Source organism: Bacillus sp. 220_BSPC (genome assembly GCF_001054655.1).
Lineage (GTDB): Bacteria > Bacillota > Bacilli > Bacillales > DSM-1321 > Peribacillus > Peribacillus frigoritolerans.
The window spans coordinates 1-13,452 of the sequence record NZ_JVPL01000067.1; the positions used below are offsets into that span (position 1 = coordinate 1).

The following is a 13,452-nucleotide window of genomic DNA, read 5'->3' on the forward strand; positions in this document are numbered from 1 at the left end:
AGGGGTTCAGAATTTTTTAATTCCGAACCCCTTTTGTCTACAAACTGAGCTCTCTATTTATATAGAGGGCTTTATATATGTTACAATACAAAAACAAACAAAAGTAAACAAAGATTATATAGATAGGAGAAAGTTGGTATGCTTGTAGCTCAAAGACACCAAAAAATTGTCGATCTCGTAAATGAACGTTCGAGTATTCGTGTTACAGAATTAAGTGAAATCTTTTCAGTAACAGAGGAAACAATCCGACGTGATCTCGAAAAGCTTGAGAAAGAAACAAAACTAAAACGCAGCCACGGCGGTGCCGTTAGCCTGCAAGAAGATGATTCGGAAATCCATTTTTCCGAAAGAGTGATAACAAATGTCAACGAAAAAAAAGTGATAGCATATGAAGCGGCAAAGCGGATAGAGGAAGGTGACAGGATTATTTTAGATGCAAGTACAACTGCCTGGTATATGTCAAAAGCCTTACCAAACATACCGCTAACGGTTATTACCAATTCCACCAAAGTGGTGATGGAATTGAGTAAAAAAGAAAAAATAGAGGTTATTTCAACCGGGGGAAGATTACTGTCAAAGTCTTTATCATTTGTTGGTCCGATAGCAGAGAAATCATTAACGATGTATCATGTCAACAAAACGTTTTTGTCTTGCAAGGGGATTCACTTAGAAGAAGGACTCAGTGATTCTAATGAAGGGCAGGCTTTATTAAAAAAGAAAATGATCGAAAGGTCGGATGCAGTGATCCTGATGGTGGATTCCTCAAAGTTTGGAAAAAAGGCGTTTTCATTAATCGTTCCGCCTAGTGAAGTGGATGAGGTCATTACGGATAGAGAAATAGATGAAGCATCAAGAAAATTGCTTGAAAAAAGAAATGTAAAAGTAACGATTGTAAAATAAAATAGAATTATTAGCGACAGTTGGGAAATGTGTCCTTTAAAGCGAGCAATCTATTTTTATTATTGCCTCGTTTCCAAAAAAAGGGCTTTCAGTTTAGTAACATGCTTGCGTTAGGGAAAGGCAGGAGACGTACGGGGTTGTGAATATTACCAATTGGAAGGGAAAGGGGGTTTTGTCTTAATTTTCGCAGAAAAAATACTATTAGGGTAAAGGGCAAACGTGAAACGTTAATTTTTTCTGGAAATTCGCATATAATCGCAGAGAAGTAGATTTATTTGGTCTTTGGTGATAGTTGAAATTGGAAAACCTTTCCGTTAACATATAATTAGAATCATATAATAGGAGGTTGCGCATTGGTTTTACACATTAAAGAAGTTACGAAAAAATTCGGGGATTTCACAGCAGTCAACAAGCTTGATTTAACTATTCCCGAAAAAGAAATGTTCGGCTTTTTAGGCGGGAATGGAGCGGGGAAAACGACCACGTTCCGGATGATACTTGGCCTGCTTGACCCTACTGAAGGGGAAGTTGTCTGGGATGGTAAGAAAATCGATTATACGACCAGTTCAATGATTGGCTATCTTCCTGAGGAACGCGGACTATATCCAAAACTGAAGGTGCGCGATCAAATTGTTTATTTGGCTAGATTAAGAGGGATGAACAAACGGGATGCTTTGAAAGAATTGGAGTATTGGCTGGACCGCTTTATGGTGCCCGAGTATATCGATAAGCGAGTTGAAGAGCTTTCAAAGGGAAATCAACAAAAAATCCAGCTGATCGCATCCATGATTCATAAACCTGAATTACTTATTCTTGACGAACCCTTCAGCGGACTGGATCCAGTGAATGTGGAAATCCTGAAGAAAGCGGTCATTGACTTAAGGGACAGCGGCACGACGATCGTTTTCTCGAGCCATCGCATGGAGCATGTCGAAGAGATGTGTGAGCATCTTTGCATCATGCATAAAGGTTCACCTGTTGTGGCTGGAAAGTTAAAAGAAATCAAGCGTTCTTTTGGTAAAAAGAATGTCTCAATTAAAGCGGATTTTGATCTATCTTTCTTGGATCATTATGCAGGTGTAACAAAAGTCAAGAACACGATGGAAGGGAAAGTTCTTCAAGTAACTGGTGAAGATGTGGCTGAGAGCATGCTACGTGATCTTGTTCCAAGAGGTTTCGTCCGGAAATTCGAATTGGAAGAACCATCGCTAACGGATATTTTCATTGAAAAAGTAGGTGCCGTCTATGAATAAATTTTGGATTGTCCTTTCCCATACATACCTATCAAAATTAAAGACGAAATCCTTTATCATTTCTACAATCATTATGATGGCACTGATTCTCCTACTTTCGAATCTTTCGAATCTTATTGATAAATTCGACAGTGATGAACAGGAAAAGGTTGCCGTAATCGATCAGACTGAAGGCGGTTTATTTGATTCTTATAAAAAAGCGGTAGCAGGTGTTAACGATGACCTATCGATAATATCCGCCCAGGATGAAAAGGAAGCGGAGGAAATGGTCAGCGCGGAAGAAATCGTTGGGTATTTATTAATCCAAAAGGATAAAACTCTCGGCTTCAAGGGAACGTACAAAGCGAATCAAATTTCAGATTCTGCGGTAAGTAATGATTTACTATTAGCGCTTACTCAATTGAAGGGTCAAATAACGGCGAAGGAATTGAATTTGACAGAGCAGCAAATCGCCCAATTGAATACGCCGCCAGCATTTGATACGATTGCTCTTCAGAAAAATGCAAAAACGGAAGAGGATCTCAATCAAGCACGCGGTCTCGTGTATGTGCTCCTATTTGTGATTTACTTCGGTGTGTTGATGTATGCAACGATGATTGCAATGGAAGTGGCTACTGAGAAAACATCACGAGTCATGGAAATCCTGATTTCAAGTGTCCCGCCAGTCACACAGATGTTTGCCAAAATAATGGGTGTTGCTTTACTTAGTCTTACTCAAATGATTTTATTTTTTGGGGTGGGCTATTTCTCGATTAAACAAAACTTGACAGGTATGGATGAAGGATTCTTTTCATTTTTCGGTTTCGGCAGCACAGATATCTCAACGATCATTTATGCAATCATCTTCGCTTTGCTCGGGTATTTTCTGTACGCGACTCTTGCAGCATGCCTTGGATCCGTTGTCAGCAAAATTGAAGATGTCCAGCAAATGATTTCACCGATGACCATGTTAGTTGTCATCGCCTTCATGATTGCAATGTTTGGACTGGGGAATCCGTCAGCCAGTTATATTACGATTACATCATTCATTCCATTTTTCACGCCGATGATCATGTTCTTGCGCGTAGGGATGCTTGAGGTTCCATTCTGGGAAATCGCCATCAGCATTGCTGTCTTGATCTTAACGATTGTTTTACTTGGAATAATCGGAGCAAAAATCTATCGTGGCGGAGTCTTGATGTACGGTAGCTCAAAATCACTGAAAAGCATCAAGAATGCCTTGCAATTATCCAAGAAAAATTAACATGAAACCTGGATCCTTCATTCCTGTTGGAAGGGTTCAGGTTTTATTAAGTTAATAATATAGGAACGAAAAGTAGCATAGATATAAGGGAACATAAAATAAATTCCCTTTATGCAACCACGATTAGGAGTGAATTATTATGAGCAATCTGGTAACGTTGACGATAGTTTCAGAAGTGTTTCTCTTGTTGTCCTTCATCATTATTATTTTATCAACTAAGAATCCGAAAAGAAATGTTCTCTGGGTCATCCTGTTCATCATTGGAGCTGCTCCGCTTTTATATTTAGCCATAGATCATGTGAAAAACGATTATATGGACGCAAATATCGGACTGGGCCTTGCCTTTATGTACACCTGGTTATACAGCGCAGTTGCTTTTATCATTGGCATCATTCTTTTAGTGAAAAAGAAAAGGAATAATAATATTTCAAAAGAACTGTGATAATCACATTGGAATCTTAAACTAAAAGAAAATAATAACGCTGAAGAAACATAAACTATACCCCGAATAACGGACACACATCAAAAAGTCCCTTATCCGGTTTTTTTTATGTTTCATTAGGTGTAATGAGAAATGGACGGAGGTTTTCTATGAGTAAGAATAAATAACCTATAATCCTGATACCTGGAAACTGGACGAAATTTTCAGTATTAGAAGGTTCTATAGTAACATCCAAAGGAGATGGAAAACAATATATGCGAATTTTAATTCTAAGTATGCTTAAATGGCTATTACAATCCTTAAAACAAATTAAACATCTGATTCGGATATGGTCTCAACCCTAACTTTAAAACAAACTTGTATTACTTTTCTTATGGATGAAACCACACAGAGATTGAAGAAATTTGCGACACTCCTGCAGAAATGACTGGCTAGCCGAGCCCCTGCGAGACTTGGCAGATAGGAGCAGGCTCTGAGCTTAAGAATAGAAAATGTTAAAATACGGATAGTAATAAATGATGCACATAAATCTTTTTCTTTGCATAGGGTAGGAGGGTATGGTATATTAATTTTTGAGGAGGGATGGGCAATGGATGAAATGATGAATGGGCAAGAGGCGATGAATGAAGAAGAATGCTGTACGACCTCTTCCCATGGCCGAAAGAGTCATCACTCAGAAGCAGTAAAAAAGAATTTAACGACCCGGTTAAATCGAATTGAAGGTCAAATTCGCGGTATAAAGGGTCTTATTGAAAAAGATACGTACTGTGATGATGTGATCACCCAAATAGCAGCTACACAAAGCGCGATGAATAGTGTGGCCAAGATTTTACTGGAAGGGCATCTAAGGAATTGTGTGGTGGAACGCCTTAATGAAGGGGATACAGAGGTTATAGATGAAGTGCTTGTAACGATACAAAAATTAATGAAAAAATAAAGGAGCAGTGGATAGAATGGAAAATGTAACATTGAATGTAAGTGGAATGTCTTGTGGTCATTGTGTGAATGCAGTTGAAGGGAATGTGGGAAAACTTGCAGGTGTTGAAAGCGTAAAGGTGCATTTGGAAACAGGAAAAGTAGATGTAGCGTTTGACAAGGAAAAAGTATCACTTGAGAAAATAAAAGAAACAATCGATGATCAAGGTTACGATGTCGAGTAAGTTATGAGAGTGCTTTTAAGCACTTCTTTTTTACAATGAAATATACCCCATAGCGGTATAGGGAGGCGGGATGAAGTGAGCAGCCAAATAAAAGAAACAAGTTTACAGATTTCAGGAATGACTTGCGCTGCCTGTGCAAACCGAATTGAAAAAGGGTTAAACAAAATGGAAGGCGTTGAGGAAGCCACCGTTAATTTGGCACTTGAGAAATCGGTTATTAAATATGATTCGGAAAAAGTAAGCAACCAGGACTTTGAAAAGAAAATTCAAGATCTTGGCTATGATGTAGTAAAAGAGAAAAAGGAATTTACGATTACTGGCATGACCTGTGCGGCCTGTGCTAACCGAATAGAAAAAGGGTTAAATAAGATGGATGGGGTGAGCATGGCTAATGTCAATCTAGCGCTTGAAAATGCGACCGTCGAATATGATCCTTCCCAAGCTTCCCCAATTGACATCATTCAACGAGTTGAGAAGCTGGGGTATGGGGCGATCATTAAGGAAGATAAAGTGGAATCCGTGAATTTCCGTCAAAAAGAAATACAAAAACAAAAGAATACATTCATCTTTTCGGTCATTTTATCTTTTCCATTGTTATGGGCGATGGTAAGCCATTTTAGTTTTACTTCGTTTATCTATATGCCTGATTTCCTCATGAATCCTTGGGTGCAGATGGCATTCGCAACCCCCGTTCAATTTTTGATTGGAAAGCAGTTCTATGTTGGAGCTTATAAAGCCTTGAGAAATAAAAGTGCCAATATGGATGTATTAGTCGCGATGGGAACATCCGCTGCCTATTTTTACAGTGTCTATCAGGCGATCATCTCGATGGGGTCCCATCACAATACGGCACAACTTTATTTCGAAACCAGTTCGATTCTTATCACCCTCATTCTTTTGGGGAAGCTGTTTGAAGCAAAAGCAAAAGGACGTTCTTCCGAGGCCATCAAAAAATTGATGGGGCTTCAGGCCAAAACGGCATTGGTTTTAAGAAATGGGGAAGAACGGGAAATACCACTTGAAGAAGTCATCGTAGGGGATACGATTTTGGTGAAGCCGGGTGAAAAGATCCCTGTCGATGGCAAGGTAATCGAGGGGAACTCTGCCGTCGATGAATCCATGTTAACGGGTGAGAGCATTCCGGTCGATAAAACAAATGGGGATACTGTTATCGGTTCAACATTGAATAAGAATGGGTTTCTCAAAATGAAAGCGACTAAAATAGGAAGGGATACAGCTCTTTCCCAAATCATCAAAGTCGTCGAAGATGCTCAAGGTTCGAAAGCGCCGATTCAACGGCTTGCTGACCAAATTTCCGGTGTTTTCGTTCCCATTGTTGTCGGAATCGCTCTTTTAACTTTTCTGGTTTGGATGATTTGGGTTAACCCTGGAGAATTCACACCAGCTTTTGAAGCGATGATTGCAGTGCTAGTCATAGCCTGCCCATGTGCTCTAGGCCTAGCCACTCCCACCTCTATCATGGCAGGATCTGGAAGGGCGGCCGAATTCGGCATCTTATTTAAAGGCGGGGAACATCTGGAAACCACCCACCATATTGATACGGTCATCTTGGATAAAACGGGAACGGTAACGAATGGTACCCCTGTGCTGACAGATGTCCTCATTGAGAATGGTATGGAGGAAGAACAGTTTTTATCATTAATCGGTGCAGCTGAAAAACAATCTGAACACCCTCTTGCTCAATCAATCGTTCAAGGAATTCAAGCAAGACAGATTTCACTTGCAGCGGTTGAGCAATTTGAAGCGATGCCTGGATACGGGATTAGAGCTGTTGCGGATCAAAAAGTGATATTCATCGGAACCCGTAAATTGATGAAGCAAAATAACGTGGATATCACTAAGGCGCTAACAGCGATGGAAGAATTTGAAGAGCAAGGGAAGACTGCAATGCTCGCTAGCATTGAAGGGGAATATGCAGGACTCATTGCCGTTGCGGATACGATAAAAGAGAGCTCACTAGTGGCGATTAAAAGGTTAAAAGCAATGGATATCCAGGTCATCATGATAACCGGGGATAATCAAAGAACAGCAAATGCCATCGGCCATCAAGTTGGCATTGACCATGTAATCGCAGAAGTCCTACCTGAAGGGAAAGCGGAAGAAGTGAAAAAACTGCAGGCCGCCGGTAAAACAGTGGCAATGGTCGGTGATGGGATAAATGATGCGCCCGCGCTGGCACTAGCCGATATAGGAATGGCAATAGGAACTGGGACGGACATAGCCATGGAGGCTGCCGATATCACTTTGATCCGGGGTGATTTGAACAGTATTGCAGATGCCATCCTCATGAGCAGGAAGACGATGAAAAATATCAAACAAAACCTATTCTGGGCTTTTGCCTATAATGTAATCGGAATACCAATTGCGGCAATCGGACTGCTTGCTCCGTGGTTAGCGGGTGCTGCCATGGCCTTCAGTTCTGTGTCAGTCGTATTGAATGCACTTCGCCTTCAACGGATAAAGCTTTAAAGGTCATGTAACATATATAGAAGAAAGTTGTACTGACTACGGGCGTATGAATTTTAATAAATCCAAATAAAGCCGATGATTCCTTCACAAGAGGACCATCGGCTTTCATCTGGAATGAGCGGCAATGTTACTGCAACTCCTAAAGGTTGTCAAACCGCTTATTTTAAACAGTAAAATACATAATCTGTTGGTGCCCCATTCTCACCTTGTTGATGGAGCATCGCTGATACATTACCGCGATGATAGGTCCCATGATTCACTACATGATGGATGAGGTCGGCAAGTACAAACTCACAAGCCCCCATTTTCGGATGTTCGGTTACAATGGTCCGTTCAAGATCAGGCTGCGAATTAAGAAAATTGTCATAATCCTTTGCAAGTTCATCATATGAGGATTCCAGTTCATTTAATGAGATTCCGTCCACTTCTTTCCGCCGCTGTTCAACTTTTTTAAAAGTTTCTTGAACTGTGCTTCCTTTCATTATCTCCAACCAGGTAATATCTGTTGCGTAAAGGTGAACAAGGACTTCATTGATGGATGGAAAGACACTTTTTATCGTGTCCATAAACTCCGTCCGGTAATTGTTTTAGTTTTTGGAACACTTGCTGATTAGCCCAAACATGGTAATCATACATTTTCTTGGCACGGTTATTTTCCATTTTTTCACTCCTTCAATTGTTACATATCCTTTTCGACATCATTTAAAGAATTCCTTTATCAAAGGCTGCTTCCTAATCTGATAATTTGTCCATGCAAATGCTTCGTTTTCTACATACCATGATAATAGAAGCTATCCTACTATTGTTATTACGTTAGATTGCCATCAAAGGGTTAAAGAGTGTGAAAGTTCACATTATTTTCAAATATTGTTAATATGATAATAACTCTTATCGAGAGGTGGAAAAAAATGAGAGCAGATGCCGTTTTTGAAGGTGGGGGGGTCAGGGGAATTGCTTTTATTGGAGCAATTCAAGCAATGGAAGAGGCAAATGTCGAATGGGAAAGACTTGCTGGGACATCAGCAGGAGCAGTAATAGCTGCACTTTTGGCTAGTGGATATAAAAGCCATGAAATTAGAGAACGGTTTAGTGAAATCAATTACTCAAAGTTTCGAGGCAGGACAATTCTGAATCGAATTCCCATTTTGGGCTTCTTTTTGGAACTTATGGTTCATCTTGGGATTTACAAAAACGATTATTTGGAGACATGGGTAGATTCACTTCTTTCAGAAAAAGGGATAAAGACATTCGCGGATCTTCCAGATGGAAAGTTGAAGATCATTGCTTCTGATGTTTCGAATGGAAAGATGCTTATTTTGCCAGATGATTTGGACCGCTATGGGATGTCTCCTGCTGATTTAAAAGTTTCAACTGCCGTAATGATGAGTGCCTCCTTACCATTTTTCTTCCGCCCGGTTATTTGGAAATCAAAAGACCGGAAAAAATCCTACATTTTAGATGGTGGTTTACTTAGTAACTTCCCGATATGGATATTTGATACAGACAATCCTCGTTTTCCAACATTCGGTTTCCATTTTGTGAAAGATGAAGTTAACATAGGCGGGGTTATACCAACGCCAATCCACCTATCCAAAAATATATTTAAAACGATGCTACAAGCCCATGATTTACGACATATGAACGAAGAAACGATTGAACGCACGATTCAAATTCCTATTGGCGGCATCAATGCAACGGATTTTGAACTGAATGAGGAAGAAATCAACTTTCTTTATAAATCAGGCTATACTTCTGCAAAAGATTTTTTGTCGAATTGGGATTTTGAACAATATAAGGTCAAACGCTTGCAAAGGGTTAAAAATGAGTAGGCGAAATATACCTCTATCATTCGTTCCAAAAGGGGGAAAGAGGGGACAAGGAGCTGTTACAACGGCTCTTTTTCTTATTGAATGAACGAATCAATCGTTTAATTCAAAAGCAATAAGTGGAATTACAATCATAAAAAATTAATATAATATATTATTTTAAAATTATCTAAATGAATAAACGGAAAACAAAGAATAAAAGAAGAAAACAAAGTTGGAATAAAGATTATGAAATTCAATGAATAGATCCTCAAGGAGAAGTAGTTGGCGTATCTCAATGCACTGGAGGAGCGGAGAATGAGACAAAAAATATAGATAGTGAGAAAGGATTGGATCTTAGTTAACCATCCCGGCTTTCATTAAGATTTAGTAAGCCCAATAGAAAAGTGGATACAGTTGCGCCAAGCGAACAATTAATATCCCGCTTATCTGGTAGACTGCATGCTGCTTTAACAGGTACGTCTATTGAGGGCCACCACATGTATTAGCGGCGCTTGCTTTTCTTATAGAAAAATAATAAAAGCTTAACCGTCGTTTATCGTTGTCTGAGATTTTTGAGAGATAGAATGGAATCTCAGCCATCCCGGAAGCAAAGCTAGAGAAGGAAAAATAAAGTCTATTATGATTTTACTACTCAAAAAAACGGCTATCAATTTTCTACATTGGCATATAACGTTTACTAGGAATATAATCCTGAAAATACGAATAAAGATTGACATTCACACATCCTCATAATACGATACTTTACAGAATAATAGGAATTATCTTTTTATTTTTTTATCATAAAACCAAAACTCTGTTTTATATTATAAAACAAAGACCTCCTTGTATATACATATTCTCCAAGCGTGAACTCTGGTTTTTCTTATTTTGGAAGCGCTGCCAATTTAGGCGTTTTATATAACAAGGGGGGATAAGGTATGGAAGCAAGAATGGAAACAAAGCAAGCAAAGCCATTAAATTTTGGCCGGAAATTTCGCTGGACAGTCGTCATCTGGTTATTGATTGGGGGAATAATCAACTATCTGGATCGGGCCAATCTCTCCATTGCAGCTCCCGAAATGATGAAGGAACTCGGGCTAAGCGTGACCGAAATCGGGTTATTGGGAACCTTTTTTTCTTGGAGTTATGCATTAATGCAGCTTCCTTCAGGCTGGCTGATCGATCGGTTCGGAACCAAAAAGGTGTATACAATTGCGCTTATTTGGTGGAGTGGTGCGACCATTTTAACGGGGGCCGTTCATAAAATGGGTTCATTTATTGCTGCAAGGATTTTACTTGGAGTGGGAGAAGCACCGTGTTTTCCTACGATGGCTAAGATTACATCGTATTGGTTCCCAAAAAAGGAACGTGGCCTGGCAACTGGAATTTGGGATTCTTCCTCCAAATGGGGACCTGCCATTGCACCGCCACTTCTCGTTTTCATTATGGTGACTTTTGGGTGGAGAGCGTTGTTTTATATTACTGGTGTAATTGGCATCATTTTCGCGATCGGTTTTGTTATTTTTTATAAAAATCCTGAAAAAAGCCAAAAACTTTCCAAGGAGGAATTTGAATACATTAAGTCGGAAGGTGGTGGAGTGGAGCAAGGCATTCAATCATCAAAAATAAAATGGGGCTCGTTATTTAAATATCGAAGCGTATGGGGGATGATTCTAGGATTCTTCTGTACCATCTGGATCTGGAATATTTTCCTTGTATTCCTTCCCCTTTATTTGTTTGATGTCCATCATGTCTCACTTAAAGAAATGGGTATATATGCTGGTATTCCTTGGCTTGGCGGAATCTTTGGCAATATTTTCGGAGGATATCTTACTAAAAAATGGGTCGACAAGGGAATTACTACACCTATTAAAGCAAAGCGTGCCTTAATTAGTATATGTGCCATCTTGGCCGCTATTGTTGTATGTGCAGTTCCACTTGTTAAAGGGCTCGCTATTACCTTACTTTTACTGACACTTGCTCTTTGTTTTATTTCTGCCATTACAGGCAGCGCATGGGCACTCGCCGGCGACATTGCCCCTCCTTCTATGGTTGCTTCCGTAGGAGCAATTCAGAATTTTGGCGGTTATTTTGGTGGAGCCTTTTCCCCTGTTGTTGCAGGCATGATAGTGGATGCAACTGGTTCTTACTCTCTTGCCTTTATATCTGGCGGTTTAATCGCTGGATGCGCAGCAATCTGTTATTGGTTTATTGTGAAACATCCTATTCAAGAATAGTATTATCGAGGAGGAAATAAATTGAAGCCAAAAGTGTATATAGCAAGACCAGTACCGGCCGAGGTAGAGGCATTTATTTCGAAGTATTGCCAGTATGAAAAATGGAACGGCCCTGAACCCATTACCAGAAGCCAACTGTTAAAGCAAATTTCTGATGCGGAGGGACTGCTCATCACTGGGGAAAAAATAGATGATGAATTTCTGGACCATGCACCACGTCTAAAGGCTGTCAGCAATATCTCGGTAGGCTACAATAACTTTGATCTGGAGGCAATGAAAAAGAGAAGCATAATCGGTACAAATACACCTGGTGTTCTCGATGAAACCGTGGCCGATTTAGCTTTAGCCTTAATGCTCTCAGCAGCCCGTCGTCTACCGGAAATGGACAAGCTTGTAAAGGATGGCAAGTGGGGAAATAAAAGCGATGAACCCCTCTTTGGCGTTGATGTTCATGGAAAAACATTGGGCATCATCGGTATGGGGAGGATTGGGGAATCTATTGCAAGACGAGGTAAATTCGGTTTTAACATGGAAGTTTTGTATCATAATCGGCGAAGGAAATCCGAAGTGGAGGAAACGCTCAGTACAACCTATTCCTCTTTAGATCACCTTTTACGGGAATCCGATTTCGTTCTATTAATGGTCCCTTATACTCCGGAGACGAGGCATCTTATGGGACGGGAGCAGTTCGCACTGATGAAAAAGTCAGCTATCTTTATCAATACATCCCGTGGTCAGACGGTGGACGAAAAGGCTCTCATAGAAGCACTGCGAAATAAGGAAATCCTTGCAGCCGGTTTGGATGTATTTGAAAAGGAACCCGTTTCGCATGACAATCCGCTTTTAGCCATGCCTAACGTGGTAACCCTGCCCCATATAGGTTCAGCTACACATCAAACACGATTTGATATGGCCATGCTTGCGGCGAAGAACCTCGTTGCAGTTGTTACTGGAAGGGAGATAAGCAATGTTGTCCCTGAATTGAAAGGCCTTCAGTCACTAAAATAGTAAAAAATCATTAACACAGCGGAAATATTAAGTTGTCCATGATTTGAGTAAAAGAATCTTTGATAAAAAAAGGCATCCATTCATTTTGGATGCTTTTTAATTAGGAAGAGTGATGATGTTAACAATTATCTAATGATTTAGCGGATATTACATAAAAATTAGACCACAAGTCCAAGAAAAATATAAGAGGTAAGAGAAGCATGAACTACACAGTGATGATTCCATGAAGTATTAGTAGAAAAATCAATCCGGCTTCATTCCGCTTTTTAGACATATTCTAAATCATTTGGTTCTTTTTCATTTGTAAGTAAATTCAACAGTTCATCTAGTTCCTGGCTTTTATGTAATGTTTTTGGGGCAGTAAATCCATAAATCAATCCGGTGGTTATTAGTTCTTTCCTCAATACCTCAATTTTTTCAAATAATGCTTCCATACTCTCCAATGCAGAATCCTCAAGTGCTTTCTTTTTTTGTTATGAAACTATTATTACATAAATTAGGATGTTTTTAAACAAAAAGTGAGTATTCACTTATAAAAATATTGCTGAAGCATTATTGTCCGATTACATATGACTATGATGATTTCTAAACCTTCCTTTGAATCAAGGTTTCCTTACTGCGGTGGGATCCAACCAAGTAATGCGATCTTTCTTTTATTCCATTATTTCGCTGGCTTCTTTAGGCTTTTATAGTTTTAAAGGTTTATTGTAAAAATAGCCCATGGAAGTTATTTGTAACGATTAAATAAATGATTCGTTAAGAGAACTAGGCTGAAAGACTGTCGTTATATGTAAAAGTTTGTAGGTCTATGTAAATGTATGAGTGAATCAAAACTCTTTTTGTATTTAATGGGTATCATAAGACCTGCCTAAAAATTCCTAATTTATTGATTTATTGATTTACACATCTTC

The 13,452-nt window shown here is 39.4% G+C and carries 13 protein-coding genes; 10 read left to right on the forward strand and 3 right to left on the reverse strand.

Annotated elements, in window-relative coordinates:
• Nucleotides 1-138: 138 nt before the first annotated feature.
• The 7 genes from ADA55_RS03905 (at nt 139) to ADA55_RS03935 (ending at nt 7,488) form a co-directional block, all read left to right on the forward strand.
• A complete protein-coding gene (locus tag ADA55_RS03905; protein ID WP_048679329.1) occupies nt 139-900 on the forward strand; it encodes a DeoR/GlpR family DNA-binding transcription regulator in 762 nt (253 codons plus the stop codon).
• A gap of 353 nt (nt 901-1,253) precedes the next feature.
• The gene (locus tag ADA55_RS03910; protein ID WP_048679334.1) at nt 1,254-2,153 is read left to right on the forward strand and encodes an ABC transporter ATP-binding protein; all 900 of its coding nucleotides are present in this window, start codon (nt 1,254-1,256) and stop codon (nt 2,151-2,153) included.
• A complete protein-coding gene (locus ADA55_RS03915; protein WP_048679338.1) occupies nt 2,146-3,396 on the forward strand; it encodes an ABC transporter permease in 1,251 nt (416 codons plus the stop codon). The genes ADA55_RS03910 and ADA55_RS03915 overlap by 8 nt, the downstream gene beginning before the upstream one ends.
• Before the next feature lie 139 nt (nt 3,397-3,535).
• Nucleotides 3,536-3,838 (forward strand): hypothetical protein, encoded by a 303-nt coding sequence (locus tag ADA55_RS03920; RefSeq protein ID WP_048679343.1) that lies wholly within the window; start codon nt 3,536-3,538, stop codon nt 3,836-3,838.
• A gap of 598 nt (nt 3,839-4,436) precedes the next feature.
• Complete coding sequence (locus ADA55_RS03925) at nt 4,437-4,775, forward strand: metal-sensitive transcriptional regulator (RefSeq protein ID WP_275452466.1); 339 nt, start codon at nt 4,437-4,439, stop codon at nt 4,773-4,775.
• A 16-nt stretch (nt 4,776-4,791) separates the two neighbouring features.
• Nucleotides 4,792-4,998: a copper chaperone CopZ gene (gene copZ, locus ADA55_RS03930; RefSeq protein ID WP_048679353.1), complete on the forward strand. Its 207-nt coding sequence runs from the start codon at nt 4,792-4,794 to the stop codon at nt 4,996-4,998.
• 75 nt (nt 4,999-5,073) lie between these two features.
• Nucleotides 5,074-7,488 carry a heavy metal translocating P-type ATPase gene (locus ADA55_RS03935; protein WP_048679356.1) on the forward strand — a complete coding sequence of 805 codons (2,415 nt, stop codon included), beginning with the start codon at nt 5,074-5,076 and terminating at the stop codon, nt 7,486-7,488.
• A 158-nt stretch (nt 7,489-7,646) separates the two neighbouring features.
• Here the strand turns inward: ADA55_RS03935 and ADA55_RS03940 are convergent, their stop codons facing one another.
• Nucleotides 7,647-8,054, reverse strand: a complete 408-nt coding sequence (locus ADA55_RS03940) for a DinB family protein (protein ID WP_226990399.1) — start codon at nt 8,052-8,054, stop codon at nt 7,647-7,649.
• Entirely contained in the window at nt 8,017-8,148 is a 132-nt protein-coding gene (locus ADA55_RS30915) for a hypothetical protein (protein ID WP_264370996.1), read from the reverse strand. The genes ADA55_RS03940 and ADA55_RS30915 overlap by 38 nt, the downstream gene beginning before the upstream one ends.
• 248 nt (nt 8,149-8,396) lie before the next feature.
• Here ADA55_RS30915 and ADA55_RS03945 point away from each other — a divergent pair, with 248 nt between their 5' ends.
• The 3 genes from ADA55_RS03945 (at nt 8,397) to ADA55_RS03955 (ending at nt 12,541) form a co-directional block, all read left to right on the forward strand.
• Complete coding sequence (locus tag ADA55_RS03945) at nt 8,397-9,317, forward strand: patatin-like phospholipase family protein (protein ID WP_048679359.1); 921 nt, start codon at nt 8,397-8,399, stop codon at nt 9,315-9,317.
• Nucleotides 9,318-10,234: 917 nt separating this feature from the next.
• On the forward strand, nt 10,235-11,533 hold the full coding sequence (locus ADA55_RS03950) for an MFS transporter (protein WP_048679362.1): 1,299 nt from the start codon (nt 10,235-10,237) through the stop codon (nt 11,531-11,533).
• Nucleotides 11,534-11,554: 21 nt separating this feature from the next.
• The gene (locus ADA55_RS03955; RefSeq protein ID WP_048679367.1) at nt 11,555-12,541 is read left to right on the forward strand and encodes a 2-hydroxyacid dehydrogenase; all 987 of its coding nucleotides are present in this window, start codon (nt 11,555-11,557) and stop codon (nt 12,539-12,541) included.
• Between the two features lie 266 nt (nt 12,542-12,807).
• On the opposite strand, the gene ADA55_RS28185 is transcribed toward ADA55_RS03955, so the two are convergent.
• Complete coding sequence (locus ADA55_RS28185) at nt 12,808-12,975, reverse strand: aspartyl-phosphate phosphatase Spo0E family protein (RefSeq protein ID WP_081088586.1); 168 nt, start codon at nt 12,973-12,975, stop codon at nt 12,808-12,810.
• Between the last annotated feature and the right edge of the window lie 477 nt (nt 12,976-13,452).

Excerpts from the sequence above, each read along its gene's own strand:
- copZ (WP_048679353.1), top strand. The coding sequence starts at position 4,792 with ATGGAAAATGTAACATTGAATGTAAGTGGAATGTCTTGTGGTCATTGT.
- ADA55_RS03915 (WP_048679338.1), top strand. The coding sequence starts at position 2,146 with ATGAATAAATTTTGGATTGTCCTTTCCCATACATACCTATCAAAATTA.
- ADA55_RS30915 (WP_264370996.1), bottom strand. The coding sequence starts at position 8,148 with ATGGAAAATAACCGTGCCAAGAAAATGTATGATTACCATGTTTGGGCT.
- ADA55_RS03945 (WP_048679359.1), top strand. The coding sequence starts at position 8,397 with ATGAGAGCAGATGCCGTTTTTGAAGGTGGGGGGGTCAGGGGAATTGCT.
- ADA55_RS03905 (WP_048679329.1), top strand. The coding sequence starts at position 139 with ATGCTTGTAGCTCAAAGACACCAAAAAATTGTCGATCTCGTAAATGAA.
- ADA55_RS03920 (WP_048679343.1), top strand. The coding sequence starts at position 3,536 with ATGAGCAATCTGGTAACGTTGACGATAGTTTCAGAAGTGTTTCTCTTG.
- ADA55_RS03925 (WP_275452466.1), top strand. The coding sequence starts at position 4,437 with ATGATGAATGGGCAAGAGGCGATGAATGAAGAAGAATGCTGTACGACC.
- ADA55_RS03940 (WP_226990399.1), bottom strand. The coding sequence starts at position 8,054 with ATGGACACGATAAAAAGTGTCTTTCCATCCATCAATGAAGTCCTTGTT.
- ADA55_RS03950 (WP_048679362.1), top strand. The coding sequence starts at position 10,235 with ATGGAAGCAAGAATGGAAACAAAGCAAGCAAAGCCATTAAATTTTGGC.
- ADA55_RS28185 (WP_081088586.1), bottom strand. The coding sequence starts at position 12,975 with ATGGAAGCATTATTTGAAAAAATTGAGGTATTGAGGAAAGAACTAATA.